This is a genomic window from Streptomyces sp. W16 (assembly GCF_033194735.1).
Classification (GTDB): Bacteria; Actinomycetota; Actinomycetes; order Streptomycetales; family Streptomycetaceae; genus Streptomyces.
Map to the genome: position 1 here is coordinate 1 of NZ_JAWOAI010000131.1, position 20,871 is coordinate 20,871.

At 66.7% G+C, this 20,871-nt stretch carries 20 protein-coding genes and 1 pseudogene; 7 read left to right on the forward strand and 14 right to left on the reverse strand.

The window, feature by feature from the left end; translation table 11 throughout:
• The 6 genes and pseudogenes from R6V09_RS19215 to R6V09_RS19240 all read right to left on the reverse strand — a co-directional run.
• Positions 1 to 287: pseudogene (locus tag R6V09_RS19215) on the reverse strand (serine/threonine protein kinase); the annotation flags it as partial.
• A gap of 168 nt (positions 288 to 455) precedes the next feature.
• A complete protein-coding gene (locus R6V09_RS19220) occupies positions 456 to 755 on the reverse strand; it encodes a WXG100 family type VII secretion target (RefSeq protein WP_019075424.1) in 300 nt (99 codons plus the stop codon).
• A gap of 110 nt (positions 756 to 865) precedes the next feature.
• Positions 866 to 1,210 (reverse strand): WXG100 family type VII secretion target, encoded by a 345-nt coding sequence (locus tag R6V09_RS19225; RefSeq protein ID WP_317882639.1) that lies wholly within the window; start codon positions 1,208 to 1,210, stop codon positions 866 to 868.
• Between the two features lie 96 nt (positions 1,211 to 1,306).
• A complete protein-coding gene (locus R6V09_RS19230) occupies positions 1,307 to 2,488 on the reverse strand; it encodes a S8 family serine peptidase (RefSeq protein WP_317882656.1) in 1,182 nt (393 codons plus the stop codon).
• A gap of 135 nt (positions 2,489 to 2,623) precedes the next feature.
• On the reverse strand, positions 2,624 to 4,399 hold the full coding sequence (locus tag R6V09_RS19235; protein ID WP_317882640.1) for a hypothetical protein: 1,776 nt from the start codon (positions 4,397 to 4,399) through the stop codon (positions 2,624 to 2,626).
• A 2-nt stretch (positions 4,400 to 4,401) separates the two neighbouring features.
• Complete coding sequence (locus tag R6V09_RS19240) at positions 4,402 to 4,851, reverse strand: hypothetical protein (protein WP_317882641.1); 450 nt, start codon at positions 4,849 to 4,851, stop codon at positions 4,402 to 4,404.
• A 637-nt stretch (positions 4,852 to 5,488) separates the two neighbouring features.
• Between R6V09_RS19240 and R6V09_RS19245 the strand changes: the two genes are divergently transcribed.
• The 5 genes from R6V09_RS19245 to R6V09_RS19265 all read left to right on the forward strand — a co-directional run bounded on the left by R6V09_RS19245 (position 5,489) and on the right by R6V09_RS19265 (position 10,894).
• Positions 5,489 to 5,950, forward strand: a complete 462-nt coding sequence (locus R6V09_RS19245) for a hypothetical protein (RefSeq protein ID WP_317882642.1) — start codon at positions 5,489 to 5,491, stop codon at positions 5,948 to 5,950.
• On the forward strand, positions 5,950 to 8,313 hold the full coding sequence (locus tag R6V09_RS19250; protein ID WP_317882643.1) for a hypothetical protein: 2,364 nt from the start codon (positions 5,950 to 5,952) through the stop codon (positions 8,311 to 8,313). The genes R6V09_RS19245 and R6V09_RS19250 overlap by 1 nt, the downstream gene beginning before the upstream one ends.
• A 3-nt stretch (positions 8,314 to 8,316) precedes the next feature.
• The gene (locus R6V09_RS19255) at positions 8,317 to 9,033 is read left to right on the forward strand and encodes a hypothetical protein (protein ID WP_317882644.1); all 717 of its coding nucleotides are present in this window, start codon (positions 8,317 to 8,319) and stop codon (positions 9,031 to 9,033) included.
• Between the two features lie 377 nt (positions 9,034 to 9,410).
• Positions 9,411 to 10,109, forward strand: a complete 699-nt coding sequence (locus tag R6V09_RS19260) for a hypothetical protein (RefSeq protein WP_317882645.1) — start codon at positions 9,411 to 9,413, stop codon at positions 10,107 to 10,109.
• Entirely contained in the window at positions 10,106 to 10,894 is a 789-nt protein-coding gene (locus tag R6V09_RS19265; RefSeq protein ID WP_317882646.1) for a hypothetical protein, read from the forward strand. The genes R6V09_RS19260 and R6V09_RS19265 overlap by 4 nt, the downstream gene beginning before the upstream one ends.
• A gap of 15 nt (positions 10,895 to 10,909) precedes the next feature.
• Here the strand turns inward: R6V09_RS19265 and R6V09_RS19270 are convergent, their stop codons facing one another.
• The 3 genes from R6V09_RS19270 to R6V09_RS19280 are packed head-to-tail and all read right to left on the reverse strand — an operon-like array spanning position 10,910 to position 13,129.
• Complete coding sequence (locus R6V09_RS19270) at positions 10,910 to 11,425, reverse strand: hypothetical protein (RefSeq protein WP_317882647.1); 516 nt, start codon at positions 11,423 to 11,425, stop codon at positions 10,910 to 10,912.
• 59 nt (positions 11,426 to 11,484) lie between these two features.
• A complete protein-coding gene (locus tag R6V09_RS19275; protein WP_317882648.1) occupies positions 11,485 to 12,783 on the reverse strand; it encodes a putative T7SS-secreted protein in 1,299 nt (432 codons plus the stop codon).
• A 40-nt stretch (positions 12,784 to 12,823) separates the two neighbouring features.
• The gene (locus R6V09_RS19280) at positions 12,824 to 13,129 is read right to left on the reverse strand and encodes a hypothetical protein (protein ID WP_317882649.1); all 306 of its coding nucleotides are present in this window, start codon (positions 13,127 to 13,129) and stop codon (positions 12,824 to 12,826) included.
• 372 nt (positions 13,130 to 13,501) lie between these two features.
• On the opposite strand from R6V09_RS19280, the gene R6V09_RS19285 reads away from it, so the two are divergent.
• A complete protein-coding gene (locus R6V09_RS19285; protein WP_317882650.1) occupies positions 13,502 to 13,855 on the forward strand; it encodes a DUF4333 domain-containing protein in 354 nt (117 codons plus the stop codon).
• Positions 13,856 to 14,106: 251 nt separating this feature from the next.
• On the forward strand, positions 14,107 to 14,502 hold the full coding sequence (locus R6V09_RS19290) for a hypothetical protein (RefSeq protein WP_317882651.1): 396 nt from the start codon (positions 14,107 to 14,109) through the stop codon (positions 14,500 to 14,502).
• 17 nt (positions 14,503 to 14,519) lie between these two features.
• Here the strand turns inward: R6V09_RS19290 and R6V09_RS19295 are convergent, their stop codons facing one another.
• From R6V09_RS19295 to eccB, 5 genes are all read right to left on the reverse strand, one after another.
• On the reverse strand, positions 14,520 to 15,650 hold the full coding sequence (locus R6V09_RS19295) for a hypothetical protein (protein WP_317882652.1): 1,131 nt from the start codon (positions 15,648 to 15,650) through the stop codon (positions 14,520 to 14,522).
• The gene (locus R6V09_RS19300) at positions 15,641 to 16,864 is read right to left on the reverse strand and encodes a hypothetical protein (RefSeq protein WP_317882653.1); all 1,224 of its coding nucleotides are present in this window, start codon (positions 16,862 to 16,864) and stop codon (positions 15,641 to 15,643) included. The genes R6V09_RS19295 and R6V09_RS19300 overlap by 10 nt, the downstream gene beginning before the upstream one ends.
• Positions 16,861 to 17,469: a hypothetical protein gene (locus R6V09_RS19305; protein WP_317882654.1), complete on the reverse strand. Its 609-nt coding sequence runs from the start codon at positions 17,467 to 17,469 to the stop codon at positions 16,861 to 16,863. Before R6V09_RS19305 ends, R6V09_RS19300 begins: the two co-directional genes overlap by 4 nt.
• Complete coding sequence (gene mycP, locus R6V09_RS19310) at positions 17,469 to 18,695, reverse strand: type VII secretion-associated serine protease mycosin (RefSeq protein WP_317882657.1); 1,227 nt, start codon at positions 18,693 to 18,695, stop codon at positions 17,469 to 17,471. The genes R6V09_RS19305 and mycP overlap by 1 nt, the downstream gene beginning before the upstream one ends.
• A gap of 88 nt (positions 18,696 to 18,783) precedes the next feature.
• Complete coding sequence (gene eccB / locus R6V09_RS19315; RefSeq protein WP_317882655.1) at positions 18,784 to 20,316, reverse strand: type VII secretion protein EccB; 1,533 nt, start codon at positions 20,314 to 20,316, stop codon at positions 18,784 to 18,786.
• Positions 20,317 to 20,871: the final 555 nt, after the last annotated feature.

A 20,871-nucleotide genomic window follows, 5' to 3' on the forward strand; every position in this document is an offset into this window, starting at 1 on the left:
CGGGCGTGCCACGCTGCGCCGCCCGGGGCGGCGAGTTCCGCGGCCGGCAGCACCCAGGGCCCGAGCAGATACCGCGAGGTGTCGGCCTCCGCCATGAACCGCCCCGGGTCGGCCTTCGGCAGGGGCGCACTCAGCAGGACGGTGCGGTCACCGTCGGGGCTGCGGGCGATGAAACGGCGTTCGGGGGTGGGAGGTTGGGCGGAGGCGTGGGTGGAGATGTGGGCGGGGGTGTTGCCGTCGAGCCGGGTGACGATCGCGTAGGGGCCGATCCACCGTGTCGTGGCCATGTGTCGTGCGCTCCCCGCCGTCCGCCCTCCGCCCTCCGGCATTGGCGCGTGCTCACCCTCTCGTGCAGGGGCTCGGCACGGCAACAGGGTGGGCGCCTCCCGCGCGCACCCACCCTGAAGTTGCTTCTACGTTCTACGTTTTACGTTCTACGTCGAGCCGTGGTTGTTCTACTGGAAGTAGCTGGCGGCCTTCTTGTCGCCTTCCATGTAGGTACCGCCCGACGTGTACACGACGTGGCCGATGCCGGTCAGCGCGGTGTGGATGTCGTTGGCTTCCTTGTCCCACCGGTGCAGCTTCTCGTTGAAGGTGCCCTGCGCGTCACCCTCCCAGTACTGCTGGCTCTTCACGACCAGCGCGCGGAGCTCCTGGAGGTCCTGCTCCAGCTGCTTCGCCTCGTTGCCGATCTTGGTGGCCGCGAAGTCCAGCCCGTCATAAGTGACGGAAAGGCCGTCGGAGTTACGGCTCATGGGTGTCTACCTCGTCTCGTTCGTGTGGGGCTGGTGGGCGTGGTCGTACGTCGTGCGACGCGGTGCTACGTCCTGCCGGTACGTTCTGCGGGTACGTTCTGCCGGGTGGCTCAGTAGGAGGTCAGCGGGGACGTCACGGTCGGAGCACCGTCCTGGAGGTCGATCTTGTTGACCGCCGCGCGGACCTCGTCTTCCTTGCTGTCCTTGATGTTGCGCGTCGCGGTCATCGCCTCGATGACGTCACCAAGAATGGTGCCGATCTTCTGCAGCGACTCATTGATCTCGTACTGCTTCTTGTCGAACGCGGCGCGCCCGATACCGTGCCACTGGCCCTCAAGCCCGTCGATCACACCCTGAAGCCCGTGCACGCGCTTGGCGATGCCGTCGTACTTGTCGAGCATCTGCTTCTGGATATCGACTACTGCGGCATCTTCGAGCTTCTGCTTGTTGGACATGGTCAGCTCACCCTTCTTGTGTTGACTGACGCACGTCGTGTGTTGACTGACGCGCGTTGTGTGTTGACTGACGCGCGGTCCGGTTGGACAACGCGGTCACCTGGCCCGTCGTGCGCGCATTACGGCTACGCCGGCACCACCGATGACGATGACTGCGGCTGCGCCGCCGAGGGCGATCCAGAGCGTGTTGCTGTCGCTGGACGACTGGGCGGTTGATCCTGCGGCTGAGGTGCCGCCGGTTGAGGTGTTTTGCTGGGGTTTTGATGTGGATGGGGCGGACGGCGTCGATGAGGACGAAGAAGAGGACGACGACTTGGCCAGCAGATCCCCACCGTTTTCCTTGGCGAGCGGGTCCACATTCGCGGAACCCGGGTCGTAGCCCGCGTCCGCGAGAACCACGCGGGGGCGAACGGCACCGTAGCCGAGATACTTGCTCGGATCGTTCTTCGGCCAGTCACGACCAGCCGTATCGATCAGTGCCCGCGTGACCTGGTTGACCGTCCAGTCAGGGTGAGCGGACCAGATCAGAGCAGCGGATGCCGAGGCGATGGCGGCTGCCGAACTTGTACCGTTCACGTCGTCGCAGTACGAGCGGAAGTTCGCATCGCACCAGCCGGGGAAGTCCTGCCCGGGTGCCGTGAGGTCCACATAGCCTCCGTACGAGGAGAACTTGGACACTGTGCCGGACTCGTCGGTCGACGACACCCCCACCACGTAAGGGAAAGCCGCCGGATAGCCAATCGTGCCCGCGGTTTGGCCACTGTTACCCACCGCGGCGATGAGCAGCTTGCCCTTCGAAGCGGCGTACTCGACAGCTGCCTCCTCTTTGGAACTCGGCCCCTCCGAACCGAACGACATATTGATGATCTTTACGTCGGTGTCAGCGGCAGCCCTGATCGCCTCTGTGTCGTCAGGTGTCTTCCGCTTCTCTTCCGCACCCTTCAGACCTTCCAAGTCGATACGAAAGGGCACGATCTTCGCCCCCGGCGCCAGCCCCTGAAGGCCGCCTCCCGCTCCCGTGCCCGCGATCAACTCAGCCATGGTCGTTCCATGGCCGGTGTAGTCGTCCGTAGCGTGATAGGAAACCGACTTGGGCACCTCGTCAACCAGGACCTGCCCCTTCAGGGAGGCGGTGTCAGCATTCACCCCGCTGTCGATGACAGCGACTTTCACACCCTTCCCCGTGCTGACCTTCCACATCTCCTCAGCCTTCATCGGGTCCAAATACCACTGCTTCGACTGTGCATCGTACGCAGCAGCACTCGGAGCGAAGCCCATGCTCACGGCGGCCAGGGCGCCGACAGCGGCGCCTACAGCCCGCGCCCGCCTTCCGTAGCGCGCCCTGAGGAGCACAGCCCGCTCGGCTCGTCGGCTGGTCCCTGACTTCATGGCGTTGTCTGTCCTCGCTCGCGCTCAGTTGATGACCGGCGGCACATCGCGCCGTGGGTTGGTGGGCAGGTGTGTCTCTTCGTCCTCGGTCAGGTAGTCGGGACGTGAATCCCTTTGCGCGCTCCGGTTTTCACCGGGCTTTCCGTGACCGGCAGGTCCGCGCACGAGACCGGTGCCTCCTCGCGTCATGCCATTGCGCTCGGCTCGGGCCGCGGTGTTGCGTTCGGCAGGACTGCCAGTGACACCGTCAGAGCTGCTTGTACCGCTACGAGGCGAGCCCGTACTCGAACCGGGCCGACCGGTCGACTCCGGCGCTCCGAAGACACCGCGTTGTCCGGGCCGACTCGTCGCCGACCGGGAGTTGGCCGCTTCCTCTGCACCGATGATCGTGCCGCGAGGCATCTTCGACCCGCCCTGTCCCGGCTTGCCTGCAGCATTCGAGGGCCGTCCTCCGACCACACCGTTGGTGCGACCCGCCCCGGTGGCCGAGCCTCCGGTGGCCCGTGACGAGGACGCGCCACCAGCCCTCGGGGTACCGCCGCTGATGCCGCGGCCCATCGGGGACGACTTCGCTCCAGTACCACCACCCTTGGCAGCGGACTGGCCAGGGGCCGCGGCACGGCCCATCTGGTTCGTCGTCCCCCGTCCCGCCGAACGTCCAGAGTTACTGGAGCCGGACGTGCCCACTCGGCCTTGCGCGGACGCGGGGGTACGGATACCTCCGCCCATGTTCCGGCTTGAGGCGGCGTTGGGCATCGGTGTCCCGAAGCCGCTGTCGAACCCACTGACCGGGCCCACGCCAGTGGCAGGGGTCCCTGTGACCGGCGAGGTATGGCCGTTCACCGGCGTAAGCGAGGCGGGCGGCAGCGTGCCAACGCTATCGATGTTCGTGCCTACTGGGATATCAGGATACGTAGTGCGGTCAGGGACATGTTTCGCGGGCGTTGGAGTTTCACCTGTGCCGTGCCCGGTGGCATCGCCCGTTGTCACACCCGTCGCGTGATGGCTCGTGGGAGAAGCCGGTCCGGTTACTCCATCCGAGCGCGTGGTGGACACCGGCTCAACACGATATTCCGCCGCAGGTTTGGGGACGCCCACGTCAGGCATGGAGCTGAACTCCGGTTGCTTGACCGGCAGCGACGCCATGGCTTCTTCGGACACCGAGTAGTACGACGCCAACCGATTCATCTGGTTGATCGCCTCTTGCCGGTCCTTCTCCACCTTTACGGCAGCGGTGTACTCCGCCTTGTTCGCCACCTTCTCGGCTTCCGTGAAGACGTGAGGGCGCTTCCGGTCGGCTTCTGTGTCACGGGACGGCATGGCGCCACGTACAGACGCGAGCCCCACAGCGGCAGCCGTGATCTGATCACCCGCAGCTCCGGCATAGTCGCTCAAGTGGTGTGTATTGGTGACGAGGTTGCCGCCCCAGGCACGGAACGCTTCGCCCGACTCGCCGATCCACTCGACCCTGTTGATATGGCCGTCAAGCTCCGTCGCCGCCGCTTTGATCGCGTCGCGCGCATCCCACAAGGCCTTCCCAGAGGATTCAAGGTCCGCCGGGTCTGACTGCTCGATCAAGTCGAGCAACTCGTTGAGTCCCAGATCGGTACTGTCGAAGTCGGTGCTGTCGTGCACTGCCTTCGCATAGGGGCTCTGCTCGGCAGCGGCACGCAAGGTGCCGTTCATCAGCCGGGTGAACAGCCCACCACCCTGAGGCAGATCCTCAGCGGTCCGAGTGAAGTCCGTGTAGGTGTTACGCGTGGAAATTCGATCCAGGTCGGCTTCGTGCTTGTCCGTCATCGTCAGAGCCCCGCACCGGTCTTCGAGTCATTGGCGTGCAGCTTGTCGCGCTTCGCGTCCTGGACACTCCTGATCTGCGCCTGGATCGACCAGAAGCGCCGACGCTGCTCCTCTTCGAGATTGTCGAAGCCTCGATGCGCACCCTGAACCGCGATGCCGATCGCCTCGATCTGAAGATGCAGAGTCTTGGACAGGGAAGTCAGCTCGGTGTGCACCCTGTTGTACTGCAGATAGAGCCCACGAGCCTCGGGAAAGAGATCGTGTGCCCCGTTACTCAGTGAGGTTGGCTTGATCTCCTGAGCACCCACCTTCGTCGGGTTGCCGGCCGACCCCTCAAGATCCCGCAGGACTGCGTCCACCCGTTTCATGAAGGTGGTCAGCGCTTCGTTGCTGGCCTCCAGGTTCGCCGCCCTGGTAGCCGACACGCCCCCCACCATGTCTGCCGGAAGCACGACGCTCCTCCCCGTTTCCCCGTACATCCATCGGTCGCGGCCCGACCGAGGACGATCACCCACTCACCGTACGATCGCAAAGTGAGCCGCGCCTGACAACGCGTTTACCACTGTAGTCAACCTGTACATCGGGTCCAACCGGCCTGTGTGTTAACTCAGTTACGGCACCGGACCAGGCGTCACATTTTGCCCTTTTTGCCGCTTCGTGGCTCGCGGATCACGCACCTTCAGTGGCGTTACCCCACCACAGGGCAGCCAACCATGACCATGCCAGTCTCCGCAGGCCTGGGCACACTTCCCGACCTCCATCAAATTTCCACACGCGACGGGCCGGATCGCGCAGGCAACACCCCAGACCCGTCTGCCCAGTTGCGCGACCTGCGGACCGTCACCGCCACAGAGCAGCCCCGGGCGCCTCAACAGCCACCGAGCAGCACCCCGAGCCCGCCCGCCCCACGCCTGCGCCCACCCGATCCGCCGCAACGAGATCGCAAAGTCTTTGCGACTACAAAACCTGAGCCTGACAAAGCGGTTGCTACGTTGACTTCGGCTTTGCCCTGCCACGGACGCGCCCATTGGGCAAAGCGCAAACTACGGGGCATAACGGAATACGGCGGTAACGGGGAGGTATCCACGCATGGCGTGGGACGAGTGGGAGCAGCTCAAGGCCCAGGCGGCGGAGCGGCACTCGACGAAGATGGAGTTGAACCAGCTTCCGGCGGACCCGGGCGGGAGTGGTGGCGGGGACAGCCCGCAGGGTGATCTGCGCGTCAGCCAGAAGGACTTGGCCGCGGTCGGCGATGCCGCCTACCAGCTCCACCAGGACTTCACCCACTACAGCACCTACGCCCGCTCCGCCTCCCTCACCGCGGCCGGCGGCCTCAAGAAGCAGGGCTTCGCTCTCGGCGCCGCCCTCCACCACGTGGCCGAACGCTGGGCGGACCAGACCCGGTCACTGCTCGACGCCACCGCCCACATCTCGAACCACCTCGACTACACCAAAGGCGCGCACGCCGGCGACGAGGTCTACATCGCCGGCTCCTTCAGCAGCATCTCCACCCTCGACGACGGCTTCGACCACCGGAGCGGGCACAACTGATGGATCTGGACACGCTCCGCTACGGCAACTTCCAGCAGCTCGGCGAGGCCATCACCGACTGGCAGCAGATGACCAAACAGCTCGCCGATCTGAAGAAGGACGCCGAGGACAACCTCAAGGCCAAGGCGGACAAAGCGGATTGGGCAGGTCTCAACGCCACCGTCACCCGCGAGTTCGTGGACAAGACCGCCACCGAGTTCGCCGACGCGCACACCCAGGCCGACTCGATCACCAAGATCCTCAGCGACACTCACGGTGAACTCGTCGGCTACCAAACGCAGTTGAATAACGCTGTCGACCGCTGCGCCAAGAAGCACCTGACCGTGGTGGACACCGGCGACGGCACCTTCGTCGTCACCCAGAACACCCGACCCGACTGGGCGTCCGACCCCAGCGGCAAGACCGACACCACCAGCCAGCAGGACATCGACGCGCTCCGCACCGAGATCGAGCACATCCTCAGCAAGGCCACCGAGAGCGACAGCAGCGCGGCCAAGGTCCTCCAACTCCTCGTCGACCAGGCCGAGTACGGCTTCTCCGACGCCGCGTACACGGACCGCGACTCCGCCGCCAAGGCCGTAGCGGCCGCCGACAGGCTGGCCAAGATCCTCGCCAAGGATCCGGGCGACGTCACCGACACCGAACTCGACGAGCTCAACACCACGCTCGCCCGGTACAGGAACGACCCGCTCTTCGCCGAGAAGTTCGCGACCGACGTAGGCCCCAAGCGGACCATGGAGTTCTACGCGAGCCTGGTCGACGACGCCCAGTTCGCCGTGAACCCCCGCTCCCGCGAGGGACTTTCGGCCGCGCAGAAGGAACGGATGAAGCTCGTCGAGGGCTTCGAGAAGCAGTTGGGAATGACACTGGCCACGGCCAGCCACTCCGACAGCGACAAGATGCAGACATGGAAGTCCGACGCCATCACCCTGGGCGGGCAGAACGTCCGGCCCAACGGCGAGAACCCCGTCTACGGCTTCCAGGTGATGAGCAACCTGATGCGCAACGGGGAGTACAGAACCGACTTCCTCCACGACTACGGCGACCATCTCATCGCCTACGAGAAGTCGCACACGTCTGACGAGTACGGCGGCCTCCAGCGTCGCGTCACCCGCAAGGACGTACTTCCCTGGGACCACTCCGGCCAGTGGGAGCAACTCCACTACGGCGACGCCAACGACGCCGGGCGGGATCCGATGACCGGGTTCATGGAGGCCCTGGGCCACAACTCGGACGCGTCGACTCAGTTCTTCAACGAGGGCGACAATTTCAACTATCTGACCGACAAGCGCGAGTGGCCCGAGGACTACGTGGGCGAGCACGCGAAAACCGTCGCGGGGTACGACTCGCTCGGGCACGCGCTGGAGTCCGCGACGACCGGAGCGCCGTACGACGCCCATCCGCCCGCGCTGCACCGCGACGCGGACACGGCCAGGGTCGCCGAGAAGGTGGTCGCGCTGTACGGGCGTGACGCCGAGTACAAGGGGCACGACCAAGTCGGCCTCAGCGGTGCGCAGTTGATGCACAAGCAGCGGGGCATCTCGGACAGCCTCGGAAAGATCGGGGCCGCGTACATCGACGACATCGACTGGGCCATGGACCACGACGCCGACAAGTCGCTCTACGCCATGGACAACGGGGGCCGCAGCTCACTCGGCGAGCGTGCGCACTTCGACGCCAAGGGTCTCGGGGTCACCAAGTTCCTGAGCACGCTGGGGCAGGATCCTCTCGCGTACACGGAAGTGGGTCAGGCCCAGCAGGTGTACAGCACCTCCCTCGTCGACGCGCACCCGCCGACGGTCGACGCGCAGGGTCATGTGCACAGCGTCCAGGCCGAGACCGCGGTGCGTACGGGAGCCGAGGTCCAGGGCACGCTCGACAAGGCTCGGGCCGAGCAGATCAGGGCTCACGGGAAGGCCATGGACGAGGCGTACAACAAAGCGATCGACGCCCGCATGGATCGCCAGAAGATGGTCGTCGGCGCGGTCACCGGCGGGATGTTCTCGCTCGTGCCCGAGGCGGAGACCGGTCTCGCGGCCACGGTGATCCCCATCGTCAGCGATCAGACCAGCGAAGTGACGGGCACACTGATCGAAAAGAACCTGGACGCGTACACCGAAGCGCAACACAGGGACAATTCCGAGCAGTATCACGCCGAGGGGAACCAGGTCTTCGAGCACGGTTTCAAGGCCTCGATGCAGCCGGGGTACTCGGTGCTCGACAGGGCCGACCAAGATTCTCGTTGGACCAGAGACACGTATCAGACACTCAGCAACGCTTTGATCAGCGCACACCAGGACGGTTACTCCAGCGGAAGTCAGCTCCAAGAAGACGTCGGCCAGCTCCCCTCCTCCGAAGGCTGAACCATGACCTTCCCCCTCTCGAAGTCAGCGCTTCCGACAGCGGTCGCCGTTCTCGCGTTCGCGCTCTGCGGCTGCTCGTCGAAGTCGACGTCGACGCCTGAACCGAGCTCTTCGAGCAAGGGACAGGCCGCATCGCAGGTGTGCGGCTCCCTGCTGAGCGGCGGGCCCGCGTCCGCTCTGGAGCGGATCACCGGTTCCCGGCATTTCACCGAGTCCTCGCTCTCTCTGGACGAGAAGGTCAGAAGCCTCTCCGAGGCGAAGCAGAAGCTGCTCGGCGATTCTTCCTTCGAACACCGGGGCAAGGAATTCGATCTCTGCCTGCCGGTCGCCACGGACGAGCTCACTGGAGGCCAACTGACCATCTCCGCCCAGTGGATCAAGGTCCGCACCACAGACCACACCTGGAAAAGCACCAACGGCTGGACCGTTTTCGACATCGTGGGCGACGGCGAGAGAGACGTGAGTGTGCCGTACGCGAGCGCGGCGTCCGACACCTCGCTACTCGACTTCCGCTGCCCCGTCGGTCCCGGACGCGAGAAGAACACGGCGATCTCCGTGGTCATCGCAACGTACAAGCTCAATAGGAACCCCGATACTCAAGCCCCTGAAGACCTGACCCGCATCGGGTACGGGGTCGCCGTGAAGCTCGCCAAGCAAATGAACTGCCTCCAAGGAAGCAAACTCCCCACGACCCTGGGAAACTTCAAGAAGTTCGCCTGAGCCGACGATCCGCCGAAGACACCGGGTCACGGTCGACCGACCCGTCTTCCCTGACACTTCACACCCCGACAATCAAGGCATTGCGAATCCGACCAGGGCATTACCCGGGGCGGGTTGCTAGCTTGACCGAACGTCAGGTGTCGAGCACGCGGGGGAAGGGGCCGTCCATGGCGTGGGAAGAGGCCAAGCAACTCAAGGCTGAGGCCGCCAATCGGCGGTCTCCTTCTTTGCAAGGGGGTGGACGATGCCGAACGCGACCCCGCGGAACAGTCTCCCAAAGCTACAGATACAGGCGCACGACACAACAGAGGCATGGGCCGACGAAGTACTCAAAACGGGACGACCAACGTGATCGCGCCCTCTACAAGGACTGATTCATGGCGGTGGACGCAATCTCCAGAAATCGCGAGCGACTCCCTTCCGCGCGGACAGGTCTGGTCATCCTGTTGGCCGCAACCATCCTGTCGGGCTTGGCCGGTTGCTCATCGAACGACAAGAAGAGCCCGGCCGGGGTAACCGCCGGCCGACTCTGTGACTCTTCGCTCGACGCAAAAGCGGCCGCCTCCCTCGATCACGTGTCGGGAGTCTCGACGTACGACGAACTGCCCGGGAAGAACGACTTCGGCGAACCGAACAAGTTCTCACTCGCGCGTGCCGCAGCTCACATAGGGACGACGCTCAGCCAGCGTACGAAGTGCACTGTCTACAGGGCATCGGACGACAGCGGGTACCCACTCCTGGATATCACCTTCAGCAGAACCTCGCGCTACCCCAAGAAGAGCAACCTGCCGCTCTATGAGCGCTCCTATCGCATGTTCTACCCGATAGGGCTCTACGCCGACACCGGAAAACAGAACTCCGCGTCGCTCTACTTCTCATGTCCCGCCAAGCAGAAAGACGTGCCGAGCTACGTCATGGCTCGGATGTACATCACATCCAACCAACGCCCAGTAAGCGACCCGAGCAAGGACCGAATGACCGTCCTGAACTCCGTCGCCCGCGGCATGGCCAAGGCCCTCGGCTGTTCATCAGAGTCCGGTCTGCCGGTCAATGTGCCCAGCGGTACGCAAAGTTGACGTTGACCATGGAGTGTCAGGGGGCAACTCCCGGCCTCGGCTCGGCGTCCGCAATAATCAGGAGCATGGAGACGGTGCTAGGGATTCTGCTGAAGGTGTTCCTCTTCGCTTTCGTGGTGGGGATGTTCGCCCTCGTCATCAGGGCGTTCGTGCGGAGCGGCAAGGAGGACAAGCGGATCAGGCAGGCGTGGGCGGACCTCTCGCGGGTCGCCGCTGAGCGCGGGTGGACGTACGAACAGCGTGCGCGCGGGCGGGCTACCGAGTACTGCGGTGTGGGTCCCATGCCCGGCAGCGGTTCGAACCTGAGCGCCTGGCACTACGTCACCGGAGAGTTCCGCGGCCGTTCGTTCAAGTGCTTCGAGTACCGCTACTCCAATCCCCTGTCGGGCAGCAGCGGCGTCGGGGAGTCCAAGAAGCTGACGATCGAGTCGGTTTTCCTGGTCTCGGCGCCCGGTTCCGGGCCGTTCCTGCAGATCGGGCGACCGGGCAAACTGGATGCGGTGCTCGGCCGTCGGCCGAGGATGCTGCTGGGTGTATCGGAATTCGATGAGGAGTTTCGGGTTGTCACCGACAGCGAGGATTTCGCCCACAGCATCCTGAGCGATCCCATGCAGGCCTTCTTGCTCTCGGACGCTCGCGCCCAGAAGTCCCCGCTTCGGCTGCGCGACGACGAACTGTTCACGTGGTACACAGGCACGCTGTCCCCGCAGGACGTCGAAGAGCGGTTGGACTACCTGTGCGATGTACTCGACCGGATTCCCGCACAGGTGTGGGCAACCACCTGAGCAATCCGGTCGGTCCTAGGCGGGAGTCTCGTCCGCCGGTTCCACCGTCCTGAGGAATTCCTTGTAGTCGCCGATTAGTTCGTCGAGTTGATTCCGTTTCGCCGTGAGGACGAGTTCGATCACGGCGCGCTGCGCCGGATTCCCGACGTCCTCCATGCCGAGGTACACCTGGCTCTGGCACAGCTCGACTGGCTCTCCCCGCAGGGTGGTGGAGAGGACGAGGTTCTGGACGATTCCGGGAGAGTCCGTCAGGCCCGGGATATCCGGTGTGCCGATCTCGGCCTTCTTGAGGACGCGTACCGTCCCTGCCTGCTCCAGCCGCGGCACCGCCTCGTCGGCGATCTGCGACATGGTGGCGCTGTCGTTGCGCATCTCGCCGGAGATGGTGATGTTCGCGGTGAACCCGCCATCGATCGAGGCGGGATGGAGCGCGACGAAAGCCACGTTCGGAGTTCCCACCTCCTCCGGTGGTGCCGCCTGCCAGCCGTCCGGCAGTGAAAAGGAAATCTTGACCGGCAACGTGGCCGCCATGGTGGATCCCAACCTTCAGTGAACTTCGACGTGGACTTCGACGTGGACTTCGACTCGGGCTAGAACCAGCTGCCGACGGTGCTGTCCCAGGCGTCGCCTACTGCGTCAGCACCGTCGCCGAGCGCGTCGCCCAGCTTTCCGGCGTCGACGTTGATATTGAAGCCGACCTTGCCGCCAAGGCCCAGGCCGATGCCGACCTCGCCGCCGATGGTGTACTTGCCGTCGTCCGTCCTGCCCAGGTCGGCCTTGGCCTCGGCGCCCGCTCCCGCCCAGGCCTCGCCGTTCACACCGGCGCCCACACCGGCGACGTCAGCGGAGACGGACCCTGTGGCCTTGGCCCCGGCGAACGCCTCCGCGCCGCCGTGCAGTCCGTCCTTGCCTGCGGAGACCTTCGCCGAGGCATCGGCACCTGCGAAGACCTTCGCCTCGCCCTGCGCTCCGAGGATGCCGTACTCCGCGCTACCGGTCGCGGAAGCCTGTCCCAGATACGCGGTCCCCGAAGCACCGGCCTGGAACTGTCCGTTCGCGACGCTCGCGCCGACAGAGCCGTCCACACCCAGCAGTGAGACGCCTACCGCGCCCTTGAGGTCGACACCGGCCACCGTGCCCTCTTTGGAGCCACCGTCCGACCACGCGCTGGCGCTCCCCGACCACTCGGCGAGCTTGATGCTCCATTCGACCTTCTTGCCCGGGGTCGCGTCGGCGTCGTCCTCCGACTCCGCCGGCTTGTTCCGGAAGAACCAGTTGCCTTCTTCGTCCTTGCCCCACGCTTTCTCCCTGTGGCGCGGGTTCTCCTCAGTGCCGAACCACTGCTGCTTCTCCTTGGCCCATGCCTCCGGCGCGATGGCGCTTTTGCCGACCCCGTGATCGTCGGCCCACTTCTTCGCGTCCAGCCCGCTCCTGACCGCCACAAGCCAGTCAGGACTGTCGGAGGCGCTCCCCGCAAGGTCGTTGAGCTTCTTGGCCAGCTTCTCGGCCTCGGGATCGAGCTGCTTGCGCGCGGCACTCAGTACGTGCTCCGCGCCCTCGTGGTCCCCGGCCTTCCACTTGTCGATCGCGATCGCGGCCTGGCCCTGCGCCCAGTGCAGTGTGGAGGCGTACGAGTGGACCGCCTTGGCGGCACCGGACATCGCGTCGCCCGCGAAGTACCAGTTGGTCTTCTCCTTGCCGAGAGTGGGCCAGAAGGCGTCACTGGCCTTGCCCACCCAGCCTTTGACGCGCAGGTCGCGCAGACCGTCGCCGATTCCCTCGAACTTGGTCGACCATTTGGTGAGCGCGGTCTCCAGATCACCGAGCTTGCCGGTGTCTCCCGGAATGAGTTCCTTCGGGTCGCTCGTCGACCCGAGTGAAGCTGCCATGATTGCGGATTCCCCGTTTCTGACGCCTGGGCGTGGGCGTCTACTTCAGTGCCGTCTTGACGGAGTTCACCGCGTCGCGGATGGCCTCGTCCGTGTCCTCGTAATCGCCATTGGCCTTGTTCAGCCCCGCCGCCAAGGTCGCCGCGCAATCGGCGAGGAACTCGGCCCCCGACTCCCATGTGGCGCAGAACGTCACCAATGCGGCGGCGGCGTCATCGTCCCCGATCGAGGTGGCCAGTCCGGCAGGGTCGCCCAGATCCACCTTCTTGACTGGATCGAGGCACTCCAGAATGTCCGCCCCACCCTTTTTGAGGACCCCTGGACCCACTCCGAGATCGTCGGCCACGACAGATCCCCCCTCTTCCTGCTCCATCTGTTCACATACGCAACTGGCGCTGGGCGCAAGCACGTTAGCATCAAGATCACACCCGGAATCCCGGCCCACCCATCAGTGCCCCCATGACCTCCACCAGATATTCACCGCCGCAACTCAAGCGCAGCCCGAATCGCGATCGGGCCATGGAAACGGCATTGTTTGCGCAATTTGTCCCGGACTCGCTATCGGTCGAGTTCGACGAGAAAGCGTGCCCACGGAGTCCGGTTGCGGAAGCACCGACGGCTTCGGCTCAGGCCGGACGGCTCCTCCGGCGGGGTCGGCGAATTCGCCAAGTATGCTTCGTGACTCCCCCTGCCAAGATCCCCCACTCCGGAGTTCACCATGCCCGCAATTCGGTTGTCCGCAGCAGCGTCGATCCTCTCGGCCGTGGCCGTCGGCACGCTGCTCGTCGGCTGCTCCGCTTCGGTCACCACTGGGAAGTCCACGCCGAAACTGTCCGCGGACAAACTGGCCACCACGGTCTCCGAGAAGCTCGCCGCCACAACGGGTCAGCCGAAGCCGGACATCACCTGCCCGGAGGACCTCACCGGCAAGGTCGGTACGACCACCCGGTGCAAGCTCACAGCGAGCGACGGCAGCACCTTGGGCGTCACCGTCACGGTGTCCTCCGTGGACGGGGACAACATCAACTTCGACATCAAGGCCGACACCACGCCGTCTCCCGCCGCGAGCTGACGGAAGCTGACGGAAGCTGACGGAAGCTGACGGAAGCAGTTCAAGGGCCGGTGATCGGTCCACGGCTCCCCGCCCAACAGGCAGCCTCATCAACGGAATTGGACTACGCAGTGCAGGGACTCTCGGGCAGCAGAGAACGTCGCGCGGTCTTCGCCTGCGGAGCGGCACTGCTCGTTGCCGTATCGGCTGCTTGCTCCTCGCCGGCGCCCACACGTGAGTACGCCATCCCGAAGGAGCTGTGCGGTACCGAGATGTCGAGCGTCGCGCTGGAACCCGTACTGCCGCCCGGGAAGAAGATCAGCGCGCAGCCGACCTCCGCGGTCGGAGTGCGGCGCTGCCGGCTCCAGGTCGACGGGGAAACGGTGTTCTCCATCAGCACGGAGAAGCGTGCGGCAGATGCCTCCGCCAGGGATGTGGCCCTGTCCGCGCTCGGTGTCGATCCGGGCGATGCGAGTGCGGACGACGGACAGTTGATCTATTCGAAGACCGGAGCCGTCGGCAAGGTCAAGTGCCCCGCTTCCGCTTCGTCGGACAGTTCGCTGTGGGTTACGGCCCGGGCCTCGCATGCCTCGGCCGCGACGGACATGCGACGCCTCGTCGAGCAGTACTCGGCCACCGTTGCGAAGTCTGACGCCTGCCTGGGCTGAGGCCCGTGGCGAGGCGGTTACGGAGTGGTCGGCGCCGAGCACCCGTGTGTCTTGGCCGAGTGTTCGGCGAAGGCACGCAGCGCCCTTCTCGCATACGCCAACTCCGGCGCCGTCGGCCGCCGCCGGTCCCCGGAATTCGCGCTCTCCCCCGTCAACGCCACCCTGAACACCGCCCGTTCGCCCTCCGCCGGGCACTCGGCGCTGCCCCAGTAGCCCTTGTCGTCCAGGAGTTGCCCAGTGGTGGCGTCCGCCGGGGTCGGGTCCGAGCTGTATCTCTCCTGCTCGTATCCCGCCTTGAGTTGGGCCGCGTAGGGGCCGAAGTCCGCCTGCAGGGAGTAGCGGTCGTTGCCGAGGCCGTCGTCGGCCAGGAGGCAGGTCTCGGTGGGGGCTCCCGCTCGGGCCGTTTCCCTGGCTGTTGTCACGTCGGTGGTCGTGGGGACGGCCGCGCAGGTGCCGGAGGTCTTCGCCAGGGGCTCGAACTCGTCCTCCGTCACCGGGAGTCCGACCGTCCGGACCGTCCGGTCGCCCAGGTGGGTCACGCAGCCGTACGCCTTGGCCGCCTTCGCCGCCGTGCTCGTGGCGATGCGTACGTAGGCGGGGCGGGTGGCCGGGTCGTCGAGGTTCGTGTCGAGGTCCGCCGCGACCGTCACCGCCAGGCCCTTGATCCGTTTACCGCCGGCCGACGACTTCTCGCTGGCTTTACCGCAGGTCAGGGTGAGTGTGGTCGTCGCCTCGCCCGCCTCGGCGTCGGTGTCGTCCATCGCGAAGAGGCCGGACCAGCCGTGGCCGACCGGGACGGACAGCATCCCGTGGGCGGAGGCCTGCGCGAAGGGCACCGCGTCGAGCGAGAGCCGTCGGGTGTCCGTGCCGATCCTCGTCGTGTCGACGACGGTGACCTTCGCGCCGCGGTCGCCGGCGGTGACCGCACACCAGTCGGTTCCGTCGCGCGAGCCGGTCTTCACGTCCAGGTGATCGTCGCCCAGTACGGCACGGATGTCGTCCACCGACAGCATCCCGCCGCAGGCACGCCCCAGTTCGCGGTCGTTCATGCCGTTCAGCCAGACGAATCCGCCGGTGACCGCCAACGCTCCCGCCGTCGCCAGGGCCGTGACGCGGATGATCCGCTTATAGCGCGCGCTCAGCTCCACTCCTCGACCTCCCCGAGCAGCTTCGTGGCGTGGCAGTGCTGTGCGGAGGGCCAGCCGCCGGAGGCGTTCAGGTAACTGGTCATCAGTTTCTTTGCGCTGCTGGAGAGTTCGGCACGTTCGGCGGCGCTCATCTTGGTGCCGCCGTCTTCCAGGTCCACGGGGTTGCCGACCTTCGGGCGGACCGACACGCGGTGGTACGTCGTGCCGGCCGCGCATTCCGACCTGGCCCAGAGGGCGAGTCGGGCGTCGTTGCCGGTGAGGGTGTCGGGGCGGTCGTCGAAGCCGGGGTACTGACCGGACTGTTCGTAGTCGCGGTACGCGCTGCGGCCCAACTCCCCCGACCAGCTGGCGGCGTCGAGGGCGACCGGTGCCAGGTCGGCGGCCTCGTCGTCGTCCTGGCGGTCGGCGCCGCACACGCTCAGCAGACGGGACTGCTGGAGGTCGCCGACCGTGGTCCAGGTGCCCTGCGCGGGTGCCGAGGCCTTGGCCGACATCCAGTCGCACTTCGCCACGCCCCGGCCCGGCTCGTCGACGCGGATGTCGTCGTAGTCGCCCTCGGCGACGGGGCCGCCGTTCGCGTCGTGCTCCTCGTAGGTGTCGATCACCCGGGTGGGCGGCTTCAGCGTGGTGCCGCAGTGTTGCTGCTGCGCCACGGCGTCGGCGATCCGTACCGCCACGCGGAACTCCGTGCGTACGGATGCCTTGGACACGTCCACGGACACGGACACATACAGCTGGGACACCGAACGGGCGCGTCCGGCAAGGCCGTTCGGGCATTCCGCCACGATCCAGAGGTTGCCCTTGTCGTCGCTCGCGCGGCCGGTGACGCCGGGGGCTTCGTGGCCCGGTGACAGGAGGTCCTCGGTCTTCAGTCCGTAGGGGAGGTGGTTGACGAGGGTGGCCGCTTCGACGTGCACCGCGCCCCGACTCCCCCACTCCAGGCTGCAGTTCAGCAACGAGCGGCTCTCCTGGGCGGGTTGGAGCAGCGTGCCGTACTGGTGGAGTGTTCCCCGCGCGTCGTCCGGTATCCGGTCGTCGAGTTCGTCGTACGGCAGCAGGCCGCCGCAGGCCTTCTTCAACTGTGCTCTGTTGGCGGCGAGTTGGCCGCTTCCGTCGCCCGACGACAGCAGCGTCACGCCGACCGCAGCGAGCAGGCCGAGCGTCAGCGTCCCGGCCAGCGGCAACCTGAGCTTCTTCCACCGCACGCCGGTCAACACGCCCCCTCGCGCGTCGTCGCCGTCAACCGGTAGCCGGCCAAGGTCAGCGTGCCGTCGGCGCCCGCGGCGCCCGGCGGGGTGGAGTCGTCCTTCTTCGAGCGGGTGCGGACCACATGGACGCAGAACGCCTTGTCCACGCCCTCCGCCGTGACCGTGAGGTGGGCGTCTGCGTCCGTGTCGGCGTCGGACGGTTCGGCGTTGACGCCTGTCGCCGGGGCGTCGCCGCCGCCGTTCTCGGTCACCTTGTCCACGATCAGGGTCGCGTAGTCGTCGAAGGCGAGAGGGGCGCCCAGCGGGTCGACCTGGAACGGGAAACCGTCCAGGTCGTCCGTCGCTCCGCGCACCGCGCTCGTCAACTCGCCCTCGCTCCACGACAGATCGTCGGCCACACCGAAACCCTGCACGGCCGTGTAGACGCCCATGGCCGCGATGCTCAGGAAGACGACACGGGCCAGGACGAAGGCGCCGTCGGGGACTTCGGGGGCCGAGGGGTTGATGCCCTCGCGCCAGGCACGCACCCAGTCGGCCTTCACACAGGCCATGGCCACGAGGACGGTGGCCAGCACGAGGACAGTGATGTTCGTCTGGTTCAGCGTCTGCATCAGCCGCCTGCCCCGCCGCCCGTCAACCGCGCCCGCCGCCGACGGGCGTCCCGTACCGCGACGGCCGTTCCGCCGAGCCCCGCCACCGCGAGCAGGCCGCCCACGACGACGTAGGTGCCCAGCCGGGTGTTGCGTTCGTCCGCCGTCTCGCCGAAGTGCAGGGGGGTCACCGAGGGGGCCTCGGCCTTGGAGACGCCGCCCTCGGGGGCCGGGGACTCGACCGGGTGTTCGGGATCCACGTCCGTGAGGGCCTTGACCGGGTCGACCACACCCCAGCCGACGAGGCGGTCGTGGCCGGAGATCGAGCGTTCCGCGGTCTGTTCGATCTGGGCGACCACCTGCCGCGCCGTCCAGTGCGGGTACTTGGCCTTCAACAGGGCGGCCACGCCCGCGACATAGGGCGCCGAGAAGCTCGTACCGTTGTCGGAGCAGTGACCGCCGCCCGGAACCGTGGAGATCATGTCGACGCCGGGCGCGGCCACGCCGACGAAGTCGCCGGACTGGGAGAAGGAGGCGCGTTCGTTGTTGCGGTCGGAGGCCGCCACGGCGAGGACACCGTCGTAGGAGGCCGGGTAGGTGACCTTGACGTTGCCGCCGAGGCCGTCGTTGCCCGCGGAGGCGACGACCACGACCTTCTGTTCGAGGGCGTCGTCCACGGCCTGCCGGAGCCGGTCGTCGGGCGCCACGGCGTTCGCCGTGTCCTGGGAGATGTTGATGACTCCGGCGCCCTTGGCCACCGCGTCGCGGATCGCCGTCGCGAGGGTCGCGGCCGTGCCGTCGCCCTCCGCGTCGTTCTGCTTGATCGGGATGATCGTCGCGTCGGGGGCCAGGCCCACGAAGCCGGTGCCCTTGGCGGGGCGCGCCGCGATGATGCCGGCCACCCGGGTGCCGTGGCCGACCGTGTCGGTGGTGCCCTGGCTGTTGCCGCGGTCGATCTTCTCGCCCTTGGAGTTCTTGGGGGGCAGCAGGTTCTCGCCCTTGGACGCGTCGACCGCCGCCTTCAGCTGCTTGTTCTTGACGTCGACGCCGGTGTCGATCACGGCCACCTTGACGCCCTTGCCGGTGGACTCCGCCCACAACTCGTCGAGATTGACGCGCTGCAGGGCCCACGGGCGGCCCGTGTAGTCCTTCGACGGGAACGTGCACTGGCCGTCGTCCGCCCACGCCGGGGTGGACAGGGACAACGACACCGACAGCGGTACGGCCACCAGTGAAGCCGTCACCATCAGCGCGGACCCGGCCGCCGTCCAGACACGCCCGTGTGTCCCCAATTTCCTTACGAACAGCATGAGTTGGCCTCCTCCCCCGTCGCGCCTACGAACCCTGCGGCTGCCGTGCCGCCGCCTCCGACAGGCGGGGGCCCATCGGCAGGAACGTCGACCACTCGGCGGGGACGGGGGTGGGGGTGACCTTCTCGTAGCCGAGGCGGGTCTGCGCGATCTCGGCCTCGCTCAGCTCCTGCTTGCGCTGCGCCGCGGTGGTGCCGATGCCGCTGTCGTCGGTGGCGCTGTCGCTGTTGGACTGCAGGGCGTAGCGCAGGCCCGTGTCGGTGACCAGGAAGACCGGGCCCGCCTTCGCCTCGGTGCCCTTGACCTGACGGAAGAGCTGGCCCGAACCGGCGGTGACGTACGCGCTGGAGGAGCCGGTGGGCAGCTGCGCCGGGTAGTCGGTGCCGACCCAGGTGGAGAGGGTGGTCTTGTTGTCGGCGCCGACCGAACGCAGCACGTTGCAGACGGTGTTGGGACCGCTGGTGGCGCTGGTGCCGTCGTTCACCGTCCTCGGCTTGTCCGTCGGCCAGTTCTTGTCCGCGTCGAAGGTGGTGCTGTCGGCGACCGCGCCCGGGCTGACCTGCTGGGCCTCGCCCGCCTGTCCGACGCCCACGAGGTCCCCGCTGTTGAGCAGGAGCGTGGCGGTGAACTCGGAGATACGGGCCACCTTGCCGGGCAGCACCACGTAGTACTGCATCACCTGGCCCGCGTAGGCCTTGATGACCTCGCCGACCTTGTCGTAGTCCTCCAGCAGGTCGGAGGCGCCCGCCTTCGCGCCCGGGGTGCCGCCGGTGATCTTCGGGATGGAGATCTCGTCGCCCTTGTGGAGGGTGTCGAGCCATTCCTGGGAGACGCGCTGCGGGGCCCGGCCCTGGGTGTCGAGGGCCTTGAGGAGTTCGTTGTCCGAGGGGTCGGCGATCTCGTAGGCGGTGCCGCTGGCGTCGACCACGTACTGGGTCTTGCCGTCCGGGGCGACGACGTACATCAGGTCGCCGCCGGAGAGCCTGCCGGTGCCCTCCGTCTTCGGCCACTCCTTCTTCGCGAGCACGAACGTCGCCTTCTGGATGGCGCGTCCGCCGGCGCTGGGGCGCTCGCACACGGCCCAGCGCTTGGCCGACTCGGCCTCGCCGGAGGAGGGGAGGCGGTCGGGGGCGTAGGGGATGCCGATAGTGGCGCCGTGCGGGAGCTTGCCGCTGTCGAGGACGTTCTCGTCGACGGTGATGACGCTCGACTTGTTCGGATCCAGCAGGAGTTTCGCGGAGGCCATGTTGAGGACCGGGTGCAGCTGCTTCTGCTTGTTCTTGCCGGTGGTCAGCACCACGTACCGCGTGGTCGACTTGCTCGCCACGATGACGTGCGACTCGACGTCGGCCCAGCCCTGGGGCGCCGTCGGCTTGAACATGCCGATACCGCCGAACACCGCGAGAATCACCACGCCGACGACGACGCCGGGCACCAGCGCGCCCAGCGGTTTCGGCGCTCCTTCTTCCGAGCCCGTCGGGGACGGCTGCAGGAAGGACGCGAGCGTGCGGCGCTTCGCGAAGGTGTAGGCGTTGAGTTCGTCGCGCCGTGATGCCATCTGTGTCCGCTCTCTCCCCGTGCGGAGCCGTGGAGGACCTGTGGAGATACGTCCCCCACCCCCGGTTGCCTCTGATACCCAAGGTGTCAGACCCGCCCCCTACTATGCCTGTTGCGTGGGTGTGCTTGTGTCACGGGTAGGGTGCTCGGGCCCTGAGGGGACCAGAGCGCAGGGAATTTCGGGAGAGTTCGGGGGTTTTGGAGTGATGGCTTCCGCAACGCGGAACCGGTCGCGATCGCAATCAGGATCGGGAGTGGAACCAGGCACGGATTCCCGTCCGCCTGCACCCCGTCCGCCGACGTCCCGGTCGACCGCGCCGTATCGCGGTTCCTTCACACCGCACCTGAAGTCGCGTTCGGGGCGCGGGGGTTCGTTCACGACCCAGCGGCTGGTGCTGCTGGAGGTCGCGGCGGCGCTCGCGGTCTCCAGCTGGCTCATCGGCCCGGTCGCGCTCGTGCCCGCGCTCGCGGTCGCCGCGCTCCTCGTGGTCCTCGCTGTCGTACGACGCCGGGGGCGCTCCCTGCCGGAATGGCTGGGCACCCTTCTGGCGCTGCG

What these genes read in the sequence shown, in the direction of transcription:
- R6V09_RS19255 (WP_317882644.1), top strand. Translation starts at nt 8,317, where the DNA reads ATGACCTTCCCCCTCTCGAAGTCAGCGCTTCCGACAGCGGTCGCCGTT.
- R6V09_RS19275 (WP_317882648.1), bottom strand. Translation starts at nt 12,783, where the DNA reads ATGGCAGCTTCACTCGGGTCGACGAGCGACCCGAAGGAACTCATTCCG.
- mycP (WP_317882657.1), bottom strand. Translation starts at nt 18,695, where the DNA reads ATGGTGACGGCTTCACTGGTGGCCGTACCGCTGTCGGTGTCGTTGTCC.
- R6V09_RS19260 (WP_317882645.1), top strand. Translation starts at nt 9,411, where the DNA reads ATGGCGGTGGACGCAATCTCCAGAAATCGCGAGCGACTCCCTTCCGCG.
- R6V09_RS19245 (WP_317882642.1), top strand. Translation starts at nt 5,489, where the DNA reads ATGGCGTGGGACGAGTGGGAGCAGCTCAAGGCCCAGGCGGCGGAGCGG.
- R6V09_RS19220 (WP_019075424.1), bottom strand. Translation starts at nt 755, where the DNA reads ATGAGCCGTAACTCCGACGGCCTTTCCGTCACTTATGACGGGCTGGAC.
- R6V09_RS19285 (WP_317882650.1), top strand. Translation starts at nt 13,502, where the DNA reads ATGCCCGCAATTCGGTTGTCCGCAGCAGCGTCGATCCTCTCGGCCGTG.
- eccB (WP_317882655.1), bottom strand. Translation starts at nt 20,316, where the DNA reads ATGGCATCACGGCGCGACGAACTCAACGCCTACACCTTCGCGAAGCGC.
- R6V09_RS19235 (WP_317882640.1), bottom strand. Translation starts at nt 4,399, where the DNA reads ATGACGGACAAGCACGAAGCCGACCTGGATCGAATTTCCACGCGTAAC.
- R6V09_RS19250 (WP_317882643.1), top strand. Translation starts at nt 5,950, where the DNA reads ATGGATCTGGACACGCTCCGCTACGGCAACTTCCAGCAGCTCGGCGAG.
- R6V09_RS19305 (WP_317882654.1), bottom strand. Translation starts at nt 17,469, where the DNA reads ATGCAGACGCTGAACCAGACGAACATCACTGTCCTCGTGCTGGCCACC.
- R6V09_RS19290 (WP_317882651.1), top strand. Translation starts at nt 14,107, where the DNA reads ATGTCGAGCGTCGCGCTGGAACCCGTACTGCCGCCCGGGAAGAAGATC.
- R6V09_RS19230 (WP_317882656.1), bottom strand. Translation starts at nt 2,488, where the DNA reads ATGGGCTTCGCTCCGAGTGCTGCTGCGTACGATGCACAGTCGAAGCAG.
- R6V09_RS19225 (WP_317882639.1), bottom strand. Translation starts at nt 1,210, where the DNA reads ATGTCCAACAAGCAGAAGCTCGAAGATGCCGCAGTAGTCGATATCCAG.
- R6V09_RS19270 (WP_317882647.1), bottom strand. Translation starts at nt 11,425, where the DNA reads ATGGCGGCCACGTTGCCGGTCAAGATTTCCTTTTCACTGCCGGACGGC.